This is a genomic window from Falsiroseomonas tokyonensis, assembly GCF_019024325.1.
Taxonomy (GTDB): Bacteria; Pseudomonadota; Alphaproteobacteria; order Acetobacterales; family Acetobacteraceae; genus Falsiroseomonas; species Falsiroseomonas tokyonensis.
Window position 1 is genome coordinate 13839 of the sequence record NZ_JAFNJS010000008.1, and the last position, 21536, is coordinate 35374.

The following is a 21536-nucleotide window of genomic DNA, read 5'->3' on the forward strand; positions in this document are numbered from 1 at the left end:
GCCGGCCTAACCGCCGAGGGCCGCCTTCACCAGCGGGCCGGCCTTGGCCATGTCGAGGCTGGCGGCGTGCTTCGCGCGCAGCGCGGCCATTACCTTGCCCATGTCCTTGACGTTCTGCGCGCCTGTCTCGGCCACCGCATCGCGCACCGCCTGCTGCATCGCGGCCTCATCCATCTGCTGCGGCAGGAAGCTCTCGATGATGGCGATCTCCGCCTCCTCCTTCTCCGCCAGCTCCGGGCGGTTGCCCTGGCGGTAGAGCGCGGCGGCCTCGGCGCGGGATTTTGCCATGCCGCGCAGCATGGCGATGATCTGGTCGTCCGGGATCTTGTCCACGCCGGAGGGGCGGGCGGCGATATCGGCGTCCTTCAGCTTGGCGGTGATCATCCGCAAGCCGGAGGTGCGCGCGGCGTCCTTGGCCAGCATCGCGGTCTTCAGCTCGGCGGTGAAACGGGTGCGCAGGTCGTCGGCCATCGGGATTCTCCTTGTGACCAGGGTGTAGCATGGCGTGGCCCTTGGGAAAAATCTTCCCGTGGGACGATCGCCCTTCCCCTGGGAGGAAATTTCCCACATTATCCGGCCATGCGAACTGTCGAAGAGATCATCGCCCTGATGGGTGGGCCGGAGGCCGCGGCCCAGCGCCTCGGCATCGGCACCGAGGCCGTGCGGAAGTGGCGCCAGGCGCGCGCCATCCCCACGAAGCACTGGTCCGCCATCCTGGCCGCCACCGGCCTCGCCCTGACTGACCTGCCGCAAGCGGATAGCACCCCCCGCCCCGCCCCGCATCCGGAGAACCGCCCCGTGAGCCAGACCGATACCCCTCCTGCCGGCGCGACTGCCGCCCTGGTGCTGGCCGATGGCAGCGTCTTCTGGGGCCGCGGCTTCGGCGCCCAGGCCACGACGGTGGCGGAGATCTGCTTCAACACCTCCATGACCGGCTACCAGGAGGTGCTGACCGACCCCTCCTATGCCGGGCAGACCATCTGCTTCACCTTCCCGCATATCGGCAATGTCGGCGCCAACCCCGAGGATATCGAGGCGGTGACGCCGGCCGCGCGGGGCCTGATCGTGAAGCAGGACCTGACGGAGCCCGCGAACTACCGCGCCACGCGGCACCTGGATGACTGGCTGAAGTCGCATGGCGTGCCGGGCATCGCCGGCATCGATACCCGCGCGCTCACCATCCGCATCCGCGACGGCGGCGCGCCGAATGGTGTGCTGGCCCACCCGGCCGATGGCCGCTTCGACATCCCGGCGCTCGTCGCCCAGGCCAAGGCCTGGCCGGGGCTGGAGGGGATGGACCTGGCCAAGGAGGTCTCGACCCGCCAGTCCTATAGCTGGGACGAGACCGAATGGGCCTGGGGCCAGGGTTTTGGCAGCCAGACGGCGCCGAAGGTGAAAGTCGTGGCCGTGGACTACGGCGCCAAGCGCAATATCCTGCGCTGCCTGGCCGCCGCCGGCTGCGCCGTGACGGTGGTGCCGGCGACGGCCACCGCCGAGGATATTCTGTCGCACAAGCCGGACGGCGTTTTTCTCTCCAATGGTCCGGGCGACCCCGCGGCGACGGGCGCCTACGCCGTGCCGGCAATCCGCGGCGTGCTGGAGACCGGCCTGCCCGTCTTCGGCATCTGCCTCGGCCACCAGTTGCTGGCGCTGGCCCTTGGCGCAAAAACCTACAAGCTGGATCGGGGCCATCGCGGCGCGAACCAGCCGGTCAAGGAACTCGCCACGGGCAAGGTGGAGATCACCTCGCAGAACCACGGTTTTGCGGTGGACGATGCCAGCCTGCCCGAGGGCGTGACGGTGACGCATCGCAGCCTGTTCGACGGATCGAACGAGGGCATCGCCAGCAGCACGAAGCCGGCCTTCTCGGTGCAATACCATCCGGAGGCGAGCCCGGGCCCGACCGACAGCCACCACCTGTTCAAGCGCTTTGTCGGCATGATCGAGACGGCGAAGGGCTGAGCCATGGTCGCGCCCGCCACCCTGCTGGCCTTCGCGGCAATCGCGCTCGGCATGGTGCTGACGCCGGGCCCGAACATGATCTACCTGATCAGCCGCAGCATCCTGCAGGGCCGCGTGGCGGGCTTCGTCTCGCTGGCCGGGGTGGCGCTGGGCTTCGTCTTCTATCTGCTCTGCGCGGCGCTCGGCATCACCGCCATCGTGATGGCGGTGCCCTTTGCCTATGACGCGCTGCGGCTGGGGGGCGCGGCCTATCTGCTGTTCCTCGCCTGGCAGGCGGTGCGCGCGCCGGGCACGCCCTTCGCGCCGCAGGCCCTGGCGCCGGACAGCCCGGCGCGGCTGTTCGCCATGGGCTTCCTGACCAATCTGTTGAATCCGAAGATCGCGGTGCTCTACCTGTCGCTGCTGCCGCAATTCATCGACCCTGCTGCGGGGCATGTCTTCGCGCAATCCGTGCTGCTGGGCGCCACGCAGATCGCGGTCAGCATCAGCGTGAATGCGATGATCGTGCTGGCGGCGGGGTCCGTCGCGGCCTTTCTCGGCACGCGGCCGGTCTGGCAGCGGGTGCAGCGCTGGCTGATGGCGACGGTCCTCGCCGGGCTGGCGCTGCGGCTGGCCCTCGACGGGCGGCGCTGACATGCCTTCCCTCGACACGCTGCTGATCTTCGCGGCCCTCTCGCTTGGCCTTGCGGTCACGCCCGGGCCGAACATGCTGTACCTGATCTCGCGTTCGCTCGCGCAGGGCACAGGCGCGGGCATGGTCTCGCTGGTCGGCTGCCAGTTCGGCTCCTTCACCATCATGGTCTGCGCCGCAGCCGGCATCACCGCCGCGCTGCTCGCTATTCCCTATGCCTGGGACATTCTGCGAATCGGTGGTGCCATCTACCTGCTCTACCTCGCCTGGCAGAGCGTGCGACCCGGTGGGCAGCCGATCTTCGCGGCGCGGCCGATGCCGCGGGAGCCGCGGGCGCGGCTGTTCTGGGTGGGGTTTGCCACCGCCGCGCTGAACCCGAAGGTGGCGCTGTTCTACATGGCGGTGCTGCCGCCCTTCCTGGATCCAGCTCGGGGAAATCTGTTTGCCCAGGCCGCCATCCTCGGCTTCGTGCAGATCGCCATCTGCACCGCCTGGGATGCGGTGCTGGTCTGGGGCGCGGCCGGCGCCGCGCGTTTCCTGGGCGCGAATCCCACCTGGATGGCGGTGCAGCGCTGGGTGCTGGGCGGTGCGCTGGCGCTGCTGGCGGTGAAGCTGGCGACGGAAAGCCGCGCCGCATGATCCCCTTCGCCGTCGCGCTGTTTGCGCTGGCCTATTCGGGCCTGGTGCTCTTCACCGTCGCCTCCTCGCTGCGCCGGCTGATGTCGCCGATGCGCGCGGCGGTCGCGGCCTTCCTGCTTTCCGTCCTCGTGCATGGCGCGACGACGCTGATGTTGGCGGAGGAAGCGCCCACCGCCCTGTATTTCTGGGGCATCCCCCATCTGCTGATCCTGCCGCTGCTGCTGCTGAGCGCGCGGAAGCAAACCCCTTCGACCGGAGCCTGACCATGCCGAAGCGCACCGATATCAAGTCCATCCTCATCATCGGCGCCGGCCCGATCGTCATCGGCCAGGCCTGCGAATTCGACTATTCCGGCGCCCAGGCCTGCAAGGCGCTGCGCTCCGAAGGTTTCCGGGTGATCCTGGTGAACTCCAACCCCGCCACGATCATGACCGATCCGGGCCTGGCGGATGCCACCTACATCGAGCCGATCACGGTCGAGATGGTGGAAAAAATCATCGCCAAGGAGCGGCCGGATGCGCTGCTGCCCACCATGGGCGGCCAGACCGCGCTGAACACCGCGCTGAAGCTGGATGCCGCGGGTGTGCTGAAAAAATACGGCTGCGAGCTGATCGGCGCCAAGGCGGAGGTGATCGACAAGGCCGAGGATCGCCTGAAGTTCCGCGATGCCATGAGCAAGATCGGCATCGAGAGCCCGCGCTCCGCCATCGCCCATTCCATGGAGGAAGCGCGCGCAGGGCTGGATCTGGTGGGCCTGCCCTGCGTCATCCGCCCGAGCTTCACCCTTGGCGGCACCGGCGGCGGCATCGCCTATAACCGCGAGGAATTCGAGCAGATCGTGGCCGCCGGCCTTTCGGCCTCGATGACGACCGAAGTCCTCGTCGAGGAAAGCGTACTGGGCTGGAAGGAGTTCGAGATGGAGGTGGTCCGCGACAGCGCGGACAACTGCATCATCATCTGCTCCATCGAGAACCTGGACCCGATGGGCGTGCATACCGGCGACAGCGTCACCATCGCCCCGGCGCTGACGCTGACCGACAAGGAATACCAGCGGATGCGCGATGCCAGCATCGCGTGTTTGCGGGAGATCGGCGTCGATACCGGTGGCTCCAACGTGCAGTTCGGCATCAACCCCGTCGATGGCCGCATGGTGGTCATCGAGATGAATCCGCGCGTCTCGCGGTCTTCCGCGCTGGCGTCGAAGGCCACCGGCTTCCCCATCGCCAAGATCGCCGCGAAGCTGGCCGTGGGCTACACGCTGGACGAGCTCAAGAACGACATCACCATGGTGACGCCGGCGAGCTTTGAGCCGACGATCGACTATGTCGTGGTGAAGATCCCGCGCTTCACCTTCGAAAAATTCCCGGGCACGCCGGCGACGCTGACGACCAGCATGAAGTCGGTCGGCGAGACCATGGCGATCGGGCGTTCCTTTGCTGAGGCTTTGCAGAAGGGCCTGCGCGGGCTGGAGACGGGTTTCACGGGGCTTGATGAGATCGAGGTGCCGGGCGATGGCAGCCACGCCGCCATCCGCACCTCGCTCGCCACGCCGAAGCCGGACCGGGCGCTGGTCGTGGCGCAGGCGCTGCGCGCCGGCATGTCCGTCGAGGACATCCACGAGGCCTGCCGCTTCGACCCCTGGTTCATCCGCGAGATCGCCAAGATCGTGGACGCCGAGACGAAGGTGAAGGCCGAGGGCCTGCCCAAGACCGCGGACGGCTTTCGCGCGCTGAAGGCGCTCGGCTTCGCGGACACGCGGCTCGCCAAGCTGACGGGCAAGACCGAAGCGCAGGTTTTTGCCGCGCGCGATGCGCTGGGCGTGCATGCCGTCTTCAAGCGCATCGACACCTGCGCCGCCGAATTCGCCTCCGACACGCCCTATATGTACTCGACCTATGAGGGCGGCTTTGGCGCCCCCACCTGCGAATCCCGCCCGACGGACCGGAAGAAGATCATCATCCTCGGCGGCGGTCCGAACCGGATCGGCCAGGGCATCGAATTCGACTATTGCTGCGTCCATGCCTGCTACGCGCTGCGCGATGCGGGCTACGAGACCATCATGGTCAACTGCAACCCGGAGACCGTCTCCACCGACTACGACACCTCCGACCGCCTGTATTTCGAACCGCTGACGGCCGAGGACGTGCTGGCGATCTGCCGCAAGGAACAGGAATCCGGCGAGCTACTGGGCTGCATCGTGCAGTATGGCGGCCAGACGCCGCTGAAGCTGTCGCAGGCGCTGCACAAGGCGGGCATCCCCATCCTCGGCACCAGCGCGGAAGCCATCGACATTGCCGAGGATCGCGAGCGCTTCCAGCTGCTGCTGAAGTCGCTGGGCCTGAAGCAGCCGCAGAACGGCATCGCGCGCGACCTGGACGAGGCGCTCGTGGAAGCCGAGCGGATCGGCTACCCGGTCGTCGTGCGCCCCTCCTATGTGCTGGGCGGCCGCGCCATGGAGATAGCCCATAGCAAGGAACAGCTCCGCCGCTTCGGCGCGGAAGCCGTGAAGGTCTCGGGCGAGAATCCGATCCTGATCGACCAGTACCTGGCGGATGCCATCGAGGTCGATGTCGACTGCATCGCCGACGAGACCGGCGACGTCTATGTCGCCGGCGTCATGGAGCATATCGAGGAAGCCGGCATCCATTCCGGCGACAGCGCCTGCTCCCTGCCCCCCTATTCCCTGCCGCCCGCCATCATCACGGAGCTGAAGGCGGAAACCGAAGCCATGGCCAAGGCCCTGAAGGTGAAGGGCCTGATGAACGTGCAATACGCGGTCAAGGACGGCGAGATCTTCGTCCTCGAGGTGAACCCCCGCGCCAGCCGCACCGTGCCCTTCGTCGCCAAGGCCACCGGCATTGCGGTCGCCAAGATCGGCGCCCGGGTCATGGCCGGCGCGCATCTGCGCGAATTCGGGCTGGACGATACGGCGGTGTCCCGCCACGTCGCGGTGAAGGAAGCGGTCTTCCCCTTCAACCGCTTCCCCAATGTGGACGTCATCCTGGGCCCGGAGATGAAATCCACCGGGGAGGTGATGGGCCTCGACCTGTCCTTCGAGAAGGCCTTCCTCAAGTCGCAGATGGGCGCGGGCGTGAAGCTGCCGGAATCCGGCACGGCCTTTCTCTCGGTGAAGGACAGCGACAAGGCCGGCGCCGTCACCCTCGCCCGCCGGCTGATCGAGATGGGCTTCAAGATCCTCGCCACCCGCGGCACCGCGGCCCGGCTGCGCGAGGTCGGGCTGGATTGCGCTGTGGTCAACAAGGTTGCAGAAGGCCGGCCGCATTGCGTGGATGCGATCAAGTCGGACGCCATCCAGCTGGTGATCAACACCGCCAGCGGCGGGCAATCGGTCTCCGACAGCTTCGACATCCGCCGCAGCGCGCTGACGCACGGCGTTCCGCACTACACGACGCTGGCAGGCGCCCGCGCCGCGGTTCACGCCATCGCGGCCTTGAAGGGCGGAACCCTTGATGTAACGCCGCTGCAGGCCTATTTTAAGGGCTCATTCTGAGCGGGCGGGGAAGGGGCAGCACCCCTTCCCCGCCTCGCCTGTTTCAGCGCGCCCCGCGATCTGCTTGCATAGGCCCAGCCCCATCCGGGACACTGGGCCAAAGGCAGGGCCGGGCGCGAAGTGCCCGGAGGAAGGACGCGACGTGCAGAAGTTCCCCATGACCGCGGAAGGCCTGGCCCGACTGACAGAGGAGCTCCGTGAGCTCAAGGTCGAGGAACGCCCCGCCGTGATCCGCGCCATCGCGGAGGCGCGCGCCCATGGCGACCTGTCCGAGAACGCCGAATACCACGCCGCCCGGGAACGCCAGTCCTTCATCGAGGGCCGCATCGCGGAACTCGAATCCGTCATCCCCTCCGTCGAAGTCATCGATTCCAGCAAGCTTTCGGGCGACAAGGTGCTGTTCGGCGCCCATGTCACCGTGGTGGATGAGGAGACCGAGCAGGAGAGGACCTACCGCATCGTCGGCCAGTACGAGGCCGATATGAAAAACGGCTCGATTTCCAACTCCTCCCCGCTGGCCAAGGCCCTCATCGGCAAGAAGGTCGGCGACAGCGTCGAAGTGCCGGCCCCGGGCGGCGCCAAGGTCTATGAGATCGCCAGCGTCCGCTTCAGCTAAGGCCATGAGCCCCGTCACGAGCCTGGCCCCGGTCGAGGCGCCCTCGATCGGCCTGGCGGATGTCCGCGCCGCCGCCGCCCGCATCCAGGGCGCGGTGCTGCGCACGCCCACCATCCACTCGGACGCCCTCTCGCGCGCCACTGGCGCGCGGATCCACCTGAAGCTGGACAATCTGCAGGCCACCGGCGCCTTTAAGGAACGCGGCGCGGCCAATCGCATCGCCCTGCTCACCGCCCGCGAACGCGCCGCCGGCGTCATCGCCATGTCCGCCGGCAACCACGCCCAGGCGGTGGCCCGCCACGCCTCGCTGGCCGGCATCCGCGCCACCATTGTCATGCCGCGCTTCACCCCCGCCACCAAGGTGACCCGCACCGAAGGCTGGGGCGCGCAGGTGGTGCTGCATGGCGAGACCCTGGCCGAGGCCGCGGCCCATGCCCATGAACTGGCCTTGAAGCAGGGCCTGACCTTCGTGCACCCCTATGACGATGCCGCCGTCATCGCCGGCCAGGGCACCGCCGCACTGGAAATGCTGGAAGACTTTCCGGAGATCGACACGCTGGTGGTCCCGGTCGGCGGCGGCGGGCTGCTGACCGGCTGCGCCGCCGCGGCGCGGGAATTGAAGCCCGGCATCACCGTGGTCGGCGTCGAGGTCGAAGGCTACCCGGCCATGTACCAGCGCTTGGCTGGCCTGCCCGTCTCGGTCGGCGGCCCCACCGTCGCCGAGGGCATCGCGGTGCGCGACGTCGGCGAAGTCCCCTTCGCCTGGCTGCAACGCCACGGCATCGAGGTGCTGCTCGCCCCCGAGCGCAGCGTCGAACAGGCCATCGCGCTGCTGGCCGAGGGCGCCAAGCTGGTGGCGGAGGGCGCCGGCGCCGCCGGCCTCGCCGCCGTGCTGGCCCATCCCGAACGCTTCGCCGGCCGCACCGTCGGCATCCCGATCTGCGGTGGCAATATCGATGCGCGGGCGCTATCCAACGTGCTGCTGCGCCAGCTGCTGCGCGACGGCCGCATCCTGCGCCTGCATTTCGACATTCCGGACCGGCCGGGCGTGCTCGCCGATATCGCAGGCCGCATCTCTTCCCTCGGCGGCAATGTCATCGAGGTGAACCACCAGCAGCTCTTCGGCGCGCCCACGGTGCAGAGCACCGAGCTGTATCTGATGGTGGAGGTGCGCGACGGCGCCCAGGGCAATGCCATCATCGCCGCGCTGCAGGCGGCGGATTATGTGGTGCGGCGCGGCTGAGGCCTGGCCTGGCCCTCAGCGCCGCCGGCTGCGGCGGAACAGGCCCCAGAGGCCGCGAATGATCGCCACGTTGCGCAAAAGCCTGAACATCCTTCATCCCTTTCCTGCCTGTCTGCAGGATCCAGCGCAGACCGCGGCGCGCGGTTCCGCCTTCAGCGCGGATTGACCCGCGCCTCCCAGGGCTGGGGGACGTAGCCGGGCCGGATGCGGCAGGGCCCCGGGTGGCGGGCGCGGGCGGCCTCGCAGCCGCGGCGGATCTCCTCCACCGTCGGCCTGTGCCCGGTCTCCACCCAGCCGCGCAGCGCGGCCATGGCGGCGGGGTAGAGTGGCGCGGACATCTTGTTGTGCGCCTCCTCCTCGACGAAGACCTGCTGCAGCAGATGCGCGGTGCCGGCGCGTTCCAGCGTGGCACGATAGGCGGCCTGGTGCTCGACGAAGACGGTGGCGTCCTCGATCCCGTGCAGGGTCAGCACCGGGATGGCGATGGCCCCGGTCGGGTCGCCATCCTCCGCCAGCCGGGCCTGCGCATCCGGGTCGGGCGCGATGCGCGGCACCCGGGCATTGAAGGCGGCGTCGTCGCTGGTGCCCTGGTAGCGGACATGCGCATTCCCGAAGGCGCTGCGCCCGTCCATCATGTTCCAGGCGATATCGGCGAAGACATTGGTGGCCCAGGCCATATGCGTCGGGATCGACCAGGCCGGGATGCGGGTGACCGCGACGAGATCCGCCAGCGCCCGCCGCTGCGCCGGGCTGCGCGACTGCTGCGCCAGGTCCGAGCCGGTGCAGGCGGTATAGCGCGCCATGATCTCGTTCCAGGCCATCCGCTCGCCCCGCGGCAGGCCGAGGGTGACCGGGTATTGCGGCTCCTGCGGCCCGGGATGGGTGCCGCAGATCACCTGGAAGGCGGCGCGCAGGTCCACCCGCATGTCATAGGCGCGCGTCGGTCCGGCCAGCACGGCGGAGGTCAGCAGCGCGCCCTGCCAGGGGCGCCGGCCCTCGGCATCCGGGTGGTTCAGCGTCTCGATCGCGCGGGCGCTAATGGCGCCGCCCCAGGACTGGCCGTGGATCACCGCGATGCGCGGCCGGCCGAAGCTGGCCTCCGCGATGCGCCGGGCGCTCAGCGCATCCTCCCCCGCCTGGCGGATGCCGAAGCCGGGGCGGCGGCGGCTGGTGGAGACCCAGGCCCAGCCATCGGCGACATATTCGGCGAAACGCAGCAGATCCTCATCCGTCGTCTCGGGGCGGATCGGGGCCATGCGGGGCCCGCCGAAGACATGGGTCACCAGCCCGCCATTCCAGTTGGCGGGGCGCGCCAGCAGCAGATGGGCCCCGTTCGCATCCTGGCCGCGCAGGCAGGTGAGATGGGCGGGCGCGCCCTGGGGGCAGGGCGCCGGTTTCGGGGCCTCGGCCGAGACGCCGTGGGAGGCACCGGCGCTCAGCAGCAGCAGCGCCGCCGCCAGCCAGCGCCGCGCTGTCACGCCGGCGCGCCCTCCACCGGCACGCCGGAGGCGTCCTTGGTGGTGCGGATGGTCTGCAGGGTCTGCACCCGCAGCACATTGGGCGCGTCGGTCAGCTTGGCGGTCAGGGCATTCTCATGCGCCGTGTCGCGCGCCACCAGGCGCAGCATGAAGTCGCCGCCGCCGCGGATCATGTGGCATTCGCGCACCTCGGGCCATTCGCAGACCATCGCCTCGAAGGCCGAGAGCACGGATTGCTTCTGCGTCTCCAGGCCCACCAGGGCGAAGAAGGTGATCTCCCAGCCCAGCACCTGGGGGTCGAGGTCGGCGTGGTAGCCGCGGATCACGCCCTGCTCCTCCAGCCGCCGGACGCGGCGCAGGCAGGGCGGGGCCGAGAGGCCGACGCGGCGGGCGAGCTCCACATTGGTCATCCGGCCATCGGCCTGCAGCTCCGCCAGGATGTGGCGGTCCACCTCGTCGATATCCGGCTCGGTCGTATCCGTCATTCAGCCCGTCATGTCCCAGCCTGGGTTCGCGACGCAATATCCTTTCGACCTGGGCGATCTACAAGACGCAGGAAACCGATTCCGTGCCAGCATGGCGCAAGGCTGGGGGCGGAGCGGGGCGGGGTTGAGCATTGGGCCGGGGCGGCCGATATGCTGGGCCGCGTTTTCCCCTGCCGGATCGATCATCGTGTCCCAGACCATCCAGACCCGCCTGCTGATCCTCGGCGCCGGCCCCGCCGGCTATACCGCCGCCATCTACGCCGCCCGGGCCGGGCTGAAGCCGCTGGTGGTGGCGGGGCTGCAGCCGGGCGGGCAGCTGACCATCACGACCGAGGTGGAGAACTTCCCCGGCTTCGCCGAGCCGATCCAGGGCCCCTGGCTGATGGACCAGATGCAGGCGCAGGCGGTGCATGTCGGGGCGCAGGTGATCCAGGACGTGATCACCAAGGTCGATCTCGGCCGCCGGCCCTTCCTCTGCACCGGCGATTCGGGCGCGGTGTACGAGGCGGAATCGCTGGTCATCGCCACCGGCGCGCAGGCCCGCTGGCTGAACATTCCCGGCGAGAAGGAGCTGTCCGGCTTCGGCGTCTCCGCCTGCGCCACCTGCGACGGCTTCTTCTATCGCGGCAAGGACGTGGCCGTGGTGGGTGGCGGCAATTCCGCGACGGAGGAGGCGCTGTACCTGTCGAACCTGGCGCGGCACGTCACGCTGATCCACCGGCGGGACAGCCTGCGGTCCGAGAAGATCCTGCAGGCGCGACTGTTCGAGCGGCCGAATGTCTCCGTCATCTGGGACACCGCGGTCGATGCCGTGCTGGCGGATACGACCGGCCGTGTCGCGGTGGCGCGGGCCCTGGCGCTACGCAACCTGAAGACCGGCGAGGCGCGCGAATTGCCGGTGCATGGGCTGTTCGTGGCGATCGGCCATGACCCGGCGACGGCGCTGTTCAAGGGCCAGCTGGGCATGGATGACGAAGGCTATATCCGCACCACCCCCGGCACGACCCAGACCAGCATCCCGGGCGTCTTCGCGGCCGGCGACGTGCAGGACAAGATCTATCGCCAGGCGGTGACGGCCGCTGGCACCGGCTGCATGGCGGCGCTGGAGGCCGAGAAGTTCCTGGCGCATCTGCCCGCGGTGGACGTCGCGGCGGCCTGAGGCGCCGCCGGCGACGGCGTTCCGCCCCCTGGCCCTTCAAAATCCAGGAAAAAAAACGCCCCGTCAGCAACTGACATGCTACTCAAACGCCGGAGGCGCATGGCAGCCTGTCATGCAACGAGAACAGGGAGTCGTGCGCAGGCATGCCGTTGGATTGGGACAAGCTGCGCGTTTTCCACGCGGTGGCGGAGGCGGGGTCCTTCACCCATGCCGGCGAAACCCTGAACCTTTCCCAGTCCGCCGTCTCGCGCCAGATCCAGGCGCTGGAGGAGGCGCTGCAGGTTCCGCTCTTCCACCGCCATGCCCGCGGCCTGATCCTGACCGAGCAGGGCGAGACGCTGAACCGCGCGGTGCGGGAGGTCTTCGCCAAGCTGGCGATGACGGAAGCCCTGCTGACCGAAAGCCGGGAGCGACCAACCGGCCGGCTGAAAGTTACCACCACCACGGGCTTTGGCAGCGTCTGGCTCGCGCCCCGGTTGCGTCGCTTCATGGCGCTGCATCCGGACGTTACGCTGACCGTGGTACTGGATGATGCCGATCTCGATCTTGCGATGCGGGAAGCGGATGTCGCCATCCGCCTGCATCCGCCGCGCCAGCCGGACCTGATCCAGCGCAACCTGGGCACATTCGGCTGGCGGGTCTGCGGCGCGCCGGACTATCTGAAGGCGGCGGGCATGCCGATGCGGGCGGAGGACCTCGATGCCCACCGCATGATCGTCTATGGCGACTATCGCCCGCCCGTCGAATCGGTGAACTGGCTGCAGGAGGCCGGGCGCCGGCCCGGCTCCGCCCGCCGCGCGGTGCTGGAGATGAACAGCCTGCCGGGCATCCTCGCCGCCGTACGCAGCGGCCTCGGCATCGCTGCCCTGCCCGACTACATGGGCGAGGAGCTGGACGGGCTGGTCCAGGTGCTGCCGGAGCTGAAATCGCCGCGCATCGAGGCCTATTTCGTCTATCCGGAGGAGCTGCGCCATTCCAAGCGCGTGGCGGTCTTCCGCGATTTCCTGGTGGCTGAACTGGCCATGCCGGCGCGGCTTCAGGCCGCCAGCTGACCTCCTGGATCCGGCCAGCGATCGCGGAATGCGATCGCTCGCTTGAGCAATGTGTCCTGCGAGGTTGTATTACCTAACCATGCATAGAGCGCATGGCGGCCACCGCCTTTTCACCCATCCGCCATGCCGCACCGCACACTATGTTGGCGGTGTTCCGACGGCGACGTTGGATCAGGGTCACTCGGGTTATCCCGAACCCCTTCGTCTCCCAGACGTGAAGCCTCCCTGTTTGACTTAGGCCGCTACCCCAACGGGCTGGCGGCCTTTTTTTTGGCCGCGGGCCCGTCGCCGCGGCGGGCGGCTGGCGCGGGTGATGATATTCATTAATCCTTCGGCCTGAAAAGCAGGGGGAGAGCCGGCGCATGTGCATGATCTGTGCGGGCACGGGGCTGCGGGCCGAGGACCAGCCGGCGCAGCACCTGGCGGCCAGCCTCGCCGTGCCGCCCCAGCGGCAATGGGAATTTGCCGACTATACCGGCGATGCCACGCTGGATTCCCTGCTGCTCGGCTCCCGCTGGACCGGCACCAGCCTGTCCTACGCCCTGCCGGCGGACCAGGCCGCCTGGGGCGATGGCGTCCTGGCAGGCCTTTCCGAGGCCGCCCTGCCGCCCAGCGAATCCCTCGCCCGCGCCATGGACCTCATCCTCACCGGCCGCAGCGAGGGGGCGGAGGGGACTTTGCAGCGCCTGACCTCGCTCTCCGCCTTCACGCCACTGACCCTGGCGCGCGGCGAGGATGTGGACGGCGCGACGCTCCGCCTCGGCCTCGCCGACCGGCTGCCCGAGGCCTTCGGCCTCGCCTTCCCGCCGGGCGACGAGGTCTGGGGCGGCGGGACCCCTTCGATCGGCCCGGGGGTGCGCGGCGGCGATATTTGGCTCAGCTTCGCCAATTTCATGACCGGGCCCGGCGGCGTGCTGGACCCGGTGCCGGGGGGCCTGGCCTGGCATACGCTGACGCATGAGCTGGGTCATGCGCTGGGCCTGGCGCATCCGCACCAGGGGCCGGGCCAGGCGGGCGGCACCGTGGTGGCCATGCCGGATGCCTGGAACAGCGTCGAATTCACCAACATGGCCTATCGGCTGCATCCGGACGGCTCGGTCGACGACCAGTCCCCGATCGACAGCTTCGACCTGCCGCAGACCTGGATGACCTACGACATCCGCGCGCTGCAGCACCTCTATGGCGCCAATTACACGACGGAGTCCGGCGACACCGTCTATCGCTTCGATCCCCTGACCGGGGAGGTGACGGTGAATGGCCTCGGCCAGGGCGCGCCGGGCACCAACCGAATCCTGCTGACCATCTGGGATGGCGGCGGCCGGGACACCTACGACCTCAGCGCCTATGCCGACGACCTCCGCATCGACCTGGCCCCCGGCGCCGGCTCCATCCTTGCGCCGGACCAGCTGGCCGACCTGACGCCGCTGGGCGAGGAACCCGGCACCTGGCGGGCGCAGCGCAACCTCTACAACGCCTTCCTCTACCAGGACGACCCACGGTCGCTGATCGAGGATGTCTGGGGCGGGACGGGCGATGACCGCATCTCCGGCAACCTCGCCGCCAATCGCCTGCTGGGCGCGGCGGGGGCGGATACGCTGCTCGGCCTGCAGGGCGCCGATACGCTGGATGGCGGGGCCGGGGCGGATCGGATGGAGGGCGGCGCGGGGGACGATACCTACCTGGTCGACCAGTCCGGCGACCGGGTGGTGGAGCAGGCCGGCGGCGGCCGCGATACCGTCATCGCCGCCCGCGGCTGGCAGCTCGGCGCGCATTTCGAGGCGCTGCTGCTGACCGAGGCCGCCGGCGCCGCGCGCGGCCTGGGCAATGCCGAGGCGAACCGGATCGAGGGCAATGGCGCCGACAATACGCTGGTGGGCGGCGCGGGGAATGACGCGCTCTCCGGCCATGGCGGCATCGACCGGCTGTTCGGGGAGGCGGATGCCGATCTCCTCTACGGCGGCGCAGGCGACGACCTGCTCTTCGGCGGGGACGGCGACGACCTGCTGCTGGGCGGCGAGGGTGCGGACCGCATGGCCGGCGGCACCGGCAATGACAGCTACGCCATCGACCAGGCCGGCGACCGCGTGCTGGAACGGGCGGAGGAGGGGCAGGACACCGTCATCTCCAGCCTCGAGATCACCCGCCTGGGCGCGGCGCTGGAGGAGCTGGTGCTGATCGACCGTGCCCTGCAGGGCTTCGGCAATGCGCTGGACAACGACATCAGCGGCAGCGCGATGGACAACCGGCTCTCCGGCCTTGGCGGCGACGACACCATCTCGGGCGGCGCCGGGGCGGACCGGGTGCTGGGCGGGGCGGGCGCCGATTCGCTGGTGGGCGGTTCGGGCGATGACTGGCTGGCCGGCGGCGTCGGCGATGACAGCCTGGAAGGCGGCAGCGGCCGGGACACGCTGCGCGGCGGCGAGGGCGCGGATGTGCTCCTCGGCGGCGCGGGCGACGACCGCATGGCGGGCGATGCCGGGGCGGATACGCTGCTGGGCGAGGGCGGCAACGACACGCTGATCGGCGATGCCGGCAATGACCTGCTGGTGGGCGGCAGCGGCGAGGTTCGCCTGCAGGGCGGCGCCGGCGCCGATATCTTCGCCTGGGCCGGCGGCAGCGAGGGCCGGCTGATCATCGCCGATTTCAGCCTGGCCGAGGACCGCATCGGCCTGGCCGCCTATTACGACGATTTCGCCGTGCTGGCGGACGACCTCAGCGGGATCGAGGGCGGCACGCTGCTGCGGATGGACAATGGCAATGAGGTGGTGATCCAGGGCCTCGCCCTGGCCGAGGTCAGCGCCAGCCTGTTCCTGCTGGCGCCGCCTGGCAGCCTGGTGGGGTAGCGGGGGCGCCCCCTCAGGCGGTCTTGCTGATGTTCCAATAGACCGGGATGGCGGCGTTCAGGATGCCCTGCAGCCGGGCGGAATGGCCGCGCACCAGGCTCATCATGCCGATCGGCAGGTAGGGCACCGTCTCCACCGCCCGCTGCTGCACCTGGCGCGCGATGCGCTGGCGATCCTCCTGCGTCGCGGCGAAGGCGAATTCGTCGCGCAGGCGTTCCAGCTCCGGGTCGTCGGGCCAGCCCGGCAGGGCGGTGCGGGCGCCGGCGGCGCGCAGCGCGATGTGGCTGACGGGGTCCATCAGGTCCACCGCCGCGGGGGCCGAGACGAACAGGCTCCAGCCGCCCTGCCCCACCGGGTTTTTCGACAGCCGGCGGGTGACCAGCGTGGCCCAGTCCATCGCCTGCAGATCCACCGTCATGCCCACGCGCCGCAGCCGGTCCGCCGCGACGCGCGCAAAGGTGCTGCTGATGGTGCTGTCCTGCGCATCCAGCACCACCACCGGCGTGCCGTCATAGCCGGATTGCTGCACGGCGGTGCGGGCCAGGTCGAGATTGGGCGCCATCCAGCCCTCGCTGGTGTGGAAGGGGGAGGCGCAGGGGAAGAAGCTGCGGCAGTCCTGCCAGCGGTCGCGCTCCGTCATATAGGCCGGCATCATCTCCGCCGGGTCCACCAGCAGCCGCATCGCCTGGCGGAGCTTCAGGTTATCGAAAGGCGGCACGGCGTGGTTCATGCGGAAGATCGGCTGCACGCCAGCGGCATCCTGCGCCGCCAGCCGCAGGTTGCGGTTGCGGGCCACGACGGGGAACAGGTCCGGCGGGCATTCCTCGAAGATGTCGATCTCGCCGGTCTGCAGCGCGCTCAGCGCCGTGGTGGCATCGGGCAGCGCCACCCATTCCACGCGCTCGATCCGGGCGTGCTTGCCGCCCGCGAGCCCGTCCGGCGCCTCGGCGCGCGGCTGGTAGTCCGGGTTGCGGCGATAGGTGGTGCGGTCGCCGATCCGCCAATCCTCCCGCCGCAGCATATAGGGGCCGCTGCCGGTGGGGTCGGTGATGGGCGTGGTGATCGGCGTGGCCGCCACGCGCGCCGGCATGATGAAGGCGGGCAGGCCGGAGGGTTTCGCCAGCGCATCCAGCACCAGCCCCCAGGGCCGCTGCAGCACCAGCCGGAAGCGCCGCGCGTCGAGCGCCGTGAGGGTATTCCCCTCCGCCAGCATCTGCGCGCCATGCCCATCCCGGATCGCCCAGCGGCGGAGCGAGGCCACCACATCCTCGGAGGTGACGGGCGCCCCGTCATGGAAGCGCAGCCCGGGGCGCAGCGCAAAATCCCAGGTCAGGCGGTCGGCGCTGACGCTGTGGCTTTCCACCATCTGCGGCTGCGGGCGCAGTCTGGAATCCAGTGCGAAGAGCGTATCGTAGACCATGTAGCCATGGTTGCGGGCCATGTATTCGGGCGAGATGAAGGGATCGAGCCCGCGCAGATCGCCGAAGAGCTTGACCCGCAGCGTATCCGGATCGCCGCGGCCCTGCGCCAGGGCGGGCGCGGCGAGCATGGCAGGCAGCAGCGCCAGCGTGGCGCGACGCGAGATGGACATCCTGGACCTCCCGGCGCGTCCATCTGGCGGGGCGCGCTCGGGCCTTATCCTGATCTTCGTTACGGGGGTTTGTCACCACCGGTCTGCGGATCAATCCCCCCGCAGCGCCGCCCCCGCGGCCAGCGGCGCCATCGGCGCCGCGATGGCCAGCAGCGCGCCCAGCAGCAGCAGATAGGGCCGCGGGGAGATGCCGCCCGCCGCCGCCTCGATCGCCGCGGCGCCAAAGATCACCGCCGGGATGGACAGTGGCAGCACCAGCAGCGGCAGCAGCACGCCGCCGCGCCGCGCCCCCAGCGTCAGCGCCGCGCCGGCCGCGCCGAACAGGGACAGCACGCCGGTGGCCAGGCCCAGCGCCAGCGCCGCCGTGCCCCAGGCCTCCACCGGCAGGTTCAGCATGGCGGCCGCGATGGGGGTGGCCAGCAGCAGCGGCAGGCCGGTGACCACCCAATGGCCGAGCGCCTTGGCGCCCGCCAGGGCGGAGGGCGGCAGGCCCGAAAGCAGCAGCTGGTCCAGCGAGCCATCCTCCGCCTCCGCCCCGAACAGCCGGTCCAGCGGTAGCAGCGCGGCGAGCAGGGCGGCGGCCAGCAGCGCGCCCGGCGCGATGCGCGCCAGGATCTCGGGGGATGGCCCGATGCCGAAGGGAAACAGGGCGCAGACCAGCACGAAGAACAGCACGGCGGCCAAGGTATCGGCCGGATGCCGCAGCGCCAGCCGCACCTCCCGCCCCAGCACGGCGAGAAAGCCGCTCACAGCGCCAGCTCCCGCGCGCCCGGAAGCGGCAATGGCAGATGCGTCGCGGCGATCACCGCCCCGCCGGCCGCCCGGTGCGCCGCCAGCAACCCGCCGAGCCGGGCGACGGAGGCCGCATCCAGCCCCACCGTCGGCTCATCCAGCAGCCAGAGCCGCGCCGGGGCCAGCGCCAGCCGGGCCAAGGCGAGCCGGCGCTTCTGGCCGGAGGAGAGGATGCGCGCCGGAAGTTCGGCCAGGTCGGTCAGGTCCACCGCCTCCAGCGCCCCCGCCACATCGCCGCCCCAGAGCCGCGAATAGAACAGCAGGTTCTCGCGCGCCGTCAGGCTGGGCTTCAGCGCGTCCTGGTGGCTGAGGTAGCGCAGCCGCGCGGCATGGGCGACGCGATCGGCCAGCGCATCGGCGCCGTCCCACAGAAGCGCGCCTTCCGCCGGCGGGATCAGCCCGGCCAGCAGGCGCAGCAGGCTGGACTTTCCCGCCCCATTGGCGCCCAGCAGCAGCAGCGCGCCGCCCGCTTCCAGCTGGAAGGACAGGCCGGCAAAGATCGCGCGGTCGCCCCGCCAGCAGGCCAGATCCCGCGCTTCCAGCACCCCGAACTCCCCCCAGCCTGCCGCCGCGCACGAAAACATCCCCCCTGGGCGCTCCGCGGGTCGGTTAAGGCATGCGCCAAGCGCATCACACCGCACAAGCCTGCGTAACAGCGCCGTAGCGGATGGACCGCCCCGTGCCCCTGTGGTTTAAGCCGCCTGCTGCGGTCGCGAAAGCGGCACGGCGGAACCGCGCCAGGCTTGGCGGAAGGCGCCCCGCTTCCGGGGTGGCACCCAACCCGGCGCCACGCGAACGGGGACCCCGGACCATGCGGATGATCGGGCAGGACAGCCTGAAGACCCGCCGCACCCTCAAGGTGGACGGCAAGGACTATCATTATTTCAGCCTGCCCGAGGCTGCTTCTGCCATCGGCGACCCGGCGCGGCTGCCCTGCAGCCTGAAGGTGCTGCTGGAGAACATCCTGCGCTTCGAGGATGGGCGCAGCTACACGGTGGACGACGCCAAGGCCGTCGTGGCCTGGCTCGAGAAGGGCTCCTCCACGAAGGAGGTCCCCTTCCGCCCCGCCCGCATCCTGCTGCAGGATTTCACCGGCGTGCCCGCGGTGGTCGACCTGGCCGCGATGCGCGATGCGCTCTCCACCCTGGGCGGCGACCCGCGCAAGGTGAACCCGCTGGTCCCCGTCGACCTCGTCATCGACCACTCCGTGATGGTCGACGTCTCCGGCACCAAGGACGCGCTGCAGAAGAACGTCGACATCGAGTTCGAGCGGAACGGCGAGCGCTACGAGTTTTTGCGCTGGGGCCAGTCCGCCTTCGCCAACTTCCGCGTCGTGCCGCCGGGCACCGGCATCTGCCACCAGGTGAACCTGGAATACCTGGCGCAGGTCGCCTGGACCTCGCAGGACGGCCCGGACACCTATGTGTTCCCGGACAGCTGCTACGGCACGGACAGTCACACCACCATGGTGAACGGCTTGGGCGTGCTCGGCTGGGGCGTCGGCGGCATCGAGGCGGAGGCCGCCATGCTCGGCCAGCCCATCGCCATGCTGATCCCGGATGTCATCGGCTTCCGCCTGACCGGCAAGCTGCGCGAGGGCGTGACGGCCACCGACCTGGTGCTGACCGTCACCCAGATGCTGCGCAAGAAGGGCGTGGTCGGCAAGTTCGTCGAATTCTTCGGCGCGGGCCTCGATGACCTGCCGCTGGCCGACCGTGCGACGATCGGCAACATGGCCCCGGAATACGGCGCCACCTGCGGCTTCTTCCCCGTCGACAAGATGACGATCGACTATCTGCGACTGTCCGGCCGCGACGAGCACCGCATCAAGCTGACCGAGGCCTTCTGCAAAGCGCAGGGCCTGTGGCGCGACGCCAGCACGCCCGACCCGGTCTTCACCGACGTGATGGAGCTGGACCTGTCCACGGTCGAGCCCTCCATGGCCGGGCCGAAGCGCCCGCAGGACCGCGTGCCGCTGACCCAGGTCTCCACCAGCTTCGCCAAGGACCTGGCCGCCGGCACCATGGGCGTGCCCGGTGACAAGGCCGACCTCCGCGTGCCGGTCTCGGGGGCCAATTACGACCTCGGCCATGGCGACGTGGTGATCGCCGCGATCACCTCCTGCACCAATACCTCCAACCCCTATGTCATGGTCGCCGCCGGCCTGGTGGCGAAGAAGGCCCGCGCGTTGGGCCTGAAGCCGAAGCCCTGGGTGAAGACCTCGCTGGCCCCCGGCTCCCAGGTGGTCACCGAGTATCTCGACAAGGCCGGCCTGTCGGCGGAGCTGGATGCGCTCGGCTTCCAGACCGTGGGCTATGGCTGCACCACCTGCATCGGCAATTCCGGCCCGCTGGCCGATCCGATCCTGGAGGCCATCGAGGACAACAAGCTGGTCGTCTCCTCCGTGCTGTCGGGCAACCGCAACTTCGAGGGCCGCGTCCACGCCAATGTCCGCGCCAACTACCTGGCCTCCCCGCCGCTGGTGGTCGCCTATGCGCTGGCCGGCACGGTGAAGCTGAACATCACGCAGGACGCCATCGGCACCGGCAGCAACGGCCAGCCCGTCTACCTGAAGGATATCTGGCCGACGCAGAAGGAAGTGAACGACACCGTCCATGCGGCGGTGACGCGGGAAATGTTCCTCGACCGCTACGGCGATGTCTTCAAGGGCCCGGCGCAGTGGCAGGCGATCCGCGTCGACACGGACAGCGACACCTATCGCTGGAACGGCGGCTCCACCTACGTGCAGAACCCGCCCTACTTCACCGGCATGACGATGGAGATCCCCGCGATCCCGCCGATCACCGGGGCGCGGGTGCTGGCCGAGCTGGGCGATTCCATCACCACCGACCACATCTCCCCGGCCGGTGCCATCAAGAAGACCTCGCCGGCCGGCGACTACCTTCTGCAGCACCAGGTGCGCCAGCACGACTTCAACAGCTACGGCGCCCGCCGCGGCAACCATGAAGTCATGATGCGCGGCACCTTTGCGAATACCCGCATCCGCAACGAGCTGGTGCCGGGCATCGAGGGCGGCATGACCAAGCACCAGCCCTCGGGCGAGGTGCTGCCGATCTACGACGCGGCCATGAAGTACAAGGCGGAGGGCGTGCCGCTGGTGATCTTCGGCGGCAAGGAATACGGCACCGGCTCCTCCCGCGACTGGGCGGCCAAGGGCACCTTCCTGCTCGGCGTGAAGGCGGTGATCGCCGAAAGCTTCGAGCGCATCCATCGCTCGAACCTGGTCGGCATGGGCGTGCTGCCGCTGGTCTTCCAGAACGGCGAGACCCGCCAGACGCTTGGCATCACCGGCCCCGAGATCATCGACCTGACGGGGCTGGAGACGCTGAGCCCGCGCATGGAGGTGGGCATGGTGATCCACCGCCCGGACGGCACGAAGCACGAGACCAAGCTGCTCTGCCGCGTCGATACGGCGGATGAGGTCGAATACTACAAGAACGGCGGCATTCTGAACTACGTGCTGCGCGGGATGGCGAAGGCGGCGTGAGCCGGCTTCACCCCGGGTGACAGAAA

At 69.6% G+C, this 21536-nt stretch carries 17 protein-coding genes; 11 read left to right on the forward strand and 6 right to left on the reverse strand.

Annotation, left to right across the window (positions count from 1 at the left end; genetic code table 11):
- Positions 1-6: 6 nt before the first annotated feature.
- Positions 7-471: a GatB/YqeY domain-containing protein gene (locus J3S20_RS22875; protein WP_216838919.1), complete on the reverse strand. Its 465-nt coding sequence runs from the start codon at positions 469-471 to the stop codon at positions 7-9.
- Between the two features lie 108 nt (positions 472-579).
- Here J3S20_RS22875 and carA point away from each other — a divergent pair, with 108 nt between their 5' ends.
- From carA to J3S20_RS22910, 7 genes are all read left to right on the forward strand, one after another.
- On the forward strand, positions 580-1962 hold the full coding sequence (carA, locus tag J3S20_RS22880; RefSeq protein WP_216838921.1) for a glutamine-hydrolyzing carbamoyl-phosphate synthase small subunit: 1383 nt from the start codon (positions 580-582) through the stop codon (positions 1960-1962).
- Between the two features lie 3 nt (positions 1963-1965).
- Positions 1966-2595, forward strand: a complete 630-nt coding sequence (locus tag J3S20_RS22885; protein WP_216838923.1) for a LysE family translocator — start codon at positions 1966-1968, stop codon at positions 2593-2595.
- Between the two features lies 1 nt (position 2596).
- Positions 2597-3232: a LysE family translocator gene (locus J3S20_RS22890; protein ID WP_216838924.1), complete on the forward strand. Its 636-nt coding sequence runs from the start codon at positions 2597-2599 to the stop codon at positions 3230-3232.
- Positions 3229-3495: a hypothetical protein gene (locus J3S20_RS22895; protein ID WP_216838926.1), complete on the forward strand. Its 267-nt coding sequence runs from the start codon at positions 3229-3231 to the stop codon at positions 3493-3495. Before J3S20_RS22890 ends, J3S20_RS22895 begins: the two co-directional genes overlap by 4 nt.
- A gap of 2 nt (positions 3496-3497) precedes the next feature.
- A complete protein-coding gene (gene carB / locus J3S20_RS22900; RefSeq protein WP_216838928.1) occupies positions 3498-6743 on the forward strand; it encodes a carbamoyl-phosphate synthase large subunit in 3246 nt (1081 codons plus the stop codon).
- 142 nt (positions 6744-6885) lie between these two features.
- Positions 6886-7359: a transcription elongation factor GreA gene (gene greA / locus J3S20_RS22905; protein WP_216838930.1), complete on the forward strand. Its 474-nt coding sequence runs from the start codon at positions 6886-6888 to the stop codon at positions 7357-7359.
- A 4-nt stretch (positions 7360-7363) separates the two neighbouring features.
- Complete coding sequence (locus tag J3S20_RS22910; protein ID WP_216838931.1) at positions 7364-8602, forward strand: threonine ammonia-lyase; 1239 nt, start codon at positions 7364-7366, stop codon at positions 8600-8602.
- 152 nt (positions 8603-8754) lie between these two features.
- Here J3S20_RS22910 and J3S20_RS22915 read toward each other — a convergent pair whose 3' ends face one another.
- Positions 8755-10080, reverse strand: a complete 1326-nt coding sequence (locus J3S20_RS22915; protein WP_216838932.1) for a hypothetical protein — start codon at positions 10078-10080, stop codon at positions 8755-8757.
- Positions 10077-10565, reverse strand: coding sequence for an Lrp/AsnC family transcriptional regulator (locus J3S20_RS22920; protein WP_216838934.1), 489 nt, complete (start codon positions 10563-10565; stop codon positions 10077-10079). The genes J3S20_RS22915 and J3S20_RS22920 overlap by 4 nt, the downstream gene beginning before the upstream one ends.
- Positions 10566-10752: 187 nt before the next feature.
- On the opposite strand from J3S20_RS22920, the gene trxB reads away from it, so the two are divergent.
- From trxB to J3S20_RS22935, 3 genes are all read left to right on the forward strand, one after another.
- The gene (gene trxB / locus J3S20_RS22925) at positions 10753-11724 is read left to right on the forward strand and encodes a thioredoxin-disulfide reductase (protein WP_216838936.1); all 972 of its coding nucleotides are present in this window, start codon (positions 10753-10755) and stop codon (positions 11722-11724) included.
- Positions 11725-11867: 143 nt separating this feature from the next.
- Positions 11868-12776, forward strand: a complete 909-nt coding sequence (locus J3S20_RS22930; RefSeq protein ID WP_216838939.1) for a LysR family transcriptional regulator — start codon at positions 11868-11870, stop codon at positions 12774-12776.
- A 362-nt stretch (positions 12777-13138) separates the two neighbouring features.
- A complete protein-coding gene (locus J3S20_RS22935; RefSeq protein WP_216838941.1) occupies positions 13139-15619 on the forward strand; it encodes a M10 family metallopeptidase in 2481 nt (826 codons plus the stop codon).
- 13 nt (positions 15620-15632) lie between these two features.
- Here J3S20_RS22935 and J3S20_RS22940 read toward each other — a convergent pair whose 3' ends face one another.
- From J3S20_RS22940 to ccmA, 3 genes are all read right to left on the reverse strand, one after another.
- A complete protein-coding gene (locus J3S20_RS22940) occupies positions 15633-17210 on the reverse strand; it encodes an ABC transporter substrate-binding protein (protein ID WP_216838943.1) in 1578 nt (525 codons plus the stop codon).
- A gap of 90 nt (positions 17211-17300) precedes the next feature.
- Entirely contained in the window at positions 17301-17960 is a 660-nt protein-coding gene (gene ccmB / locus J3S20_RS22945) for a heme exporter protein CcmB (RefSeq protein WP_216838946.1), read from the reverse strand.
- The gene (gene ccmA / locus J3S20_RS22950) at positions 17957-18547 is read right to left on the reverse strand and encodes a heme ABC exporter ATP-binding protein CcmA (RefSeq protein WP_456305707.1); all 591 of its coding nucleotides are present in this window, start codon (positions 18545-18547) and stop codon (positions 17957-17959) included. Before ccmA ends, ccmB begins: the two co-directional genes overlap by 4 nt.
- A gap of 266 nt (positions 18548-18813) precedes the next feature.
- On the opposite strand from ccmA, the gene acnA reads away from it, so the two are divergent.
- Positions 18814-21510: an aconitate hydratase AcnA gene (gene acnA / locus J3S20_RS22955; protein WP_216838955.1), complete on the forward strand. Its 2697-nt coding sequence runs from the start codon at positions 18814-18816 to the stop codon at positions 21508-21510.
- Positions 21511-21536 lie beyond the last annotated feature (26 nt).

What these genes read in the sequence shown, in the direction of transcription:
- carA (WP_216838921.1), top strand. Translation starts at nt 580, where the DNA reads ATGCGAACTGTCGAAGAGATCATCGCCCTGATGGGTGGGCCGGAGGCC.
- J3S20_RS22935 (WP_216838941.1), top strand. Translation starts at nt 13,139, where the DNA reads ATGTGCATGATCTGTGCGGGCACGGGGCTGCGGGCCGAGGACCAGCCG.
- J3S20_RS22875 (WP_216838919.1), bottom strand. Translation starts at nt 471, where the DNA reads ATGGCCGACGACCTGCGCACCCGTTTCACCGCCGAGCTGAAGACCGCG.
- J3S20_RS22920 (WP_216838934.1), bottom strand. Translation starts at nt 10,565, where the DNA reads ATGACGGATACGACCGAGCCGGATATCGACGAGGTGGACCGCCACATC.
- J3S20_RS22940 (WP_216838943.1), bottom strand. Translation starts at nt 17,210, where the DNA reads ATGTCCATCTCGCGTCGCGCCACGCTGGCGCTGCTGCCTGCCATGCTC.
- carB (WP_216838928.1), top strand. Translation starts at nt 3,498, where the DNA reads ATGCCGAAGCGCACCGATATCAAGTCCATCCTCATCATCGGCGCCGGC.
- J3S20_RS22895 (WP_216838926.1), top strand. Translation starts at nt 3,229, where the DNA reads ATGATCCCCTTCGCCGTCGCGCTGTTTGCGCTGGCCTATTCGGGCCTG.
- J3S20_RS22890 (WP_216838924.1), top strand. Translation starts at nt 2,597, where the DNA reads ATGCCTTCCCTCGACACGCTGCTGATCTTCGCGGCCCTCTCGCTTGGC.
- J3S20_RS22930 (WP_216838939.1), top strand. Translation starts at nt 11,868, where the DNA reads ATGCCGTTGGATTGGGACAAGCTGCGCGTTTTCCACGCGGTGGCGGAG.
- J3S20_RS22885 (WP_216838923.1), top strand. Translation starts at nt 1,966, where the DNA reads ATGGTCGCGCCCGCCACCCTGCTGGCCTTCGCGGCAATCGCGCTCGGC.
- J3S20_RS22910 (WP_216838931.1), top strand. Translation starts at nt 7,364, where the DNA reads ATGAGCCCCGTCACGAGCCTGGCCCCGGTCGAGGCGCCCTCGATCGGC.
- acnA (WP_216838955.1), top strand. Translation starts at nt 18,814, where the DNA reads ATGCGGATGATCGGGCAGGACAGCCTGAAGACCCGCCGCACCCTCAAG.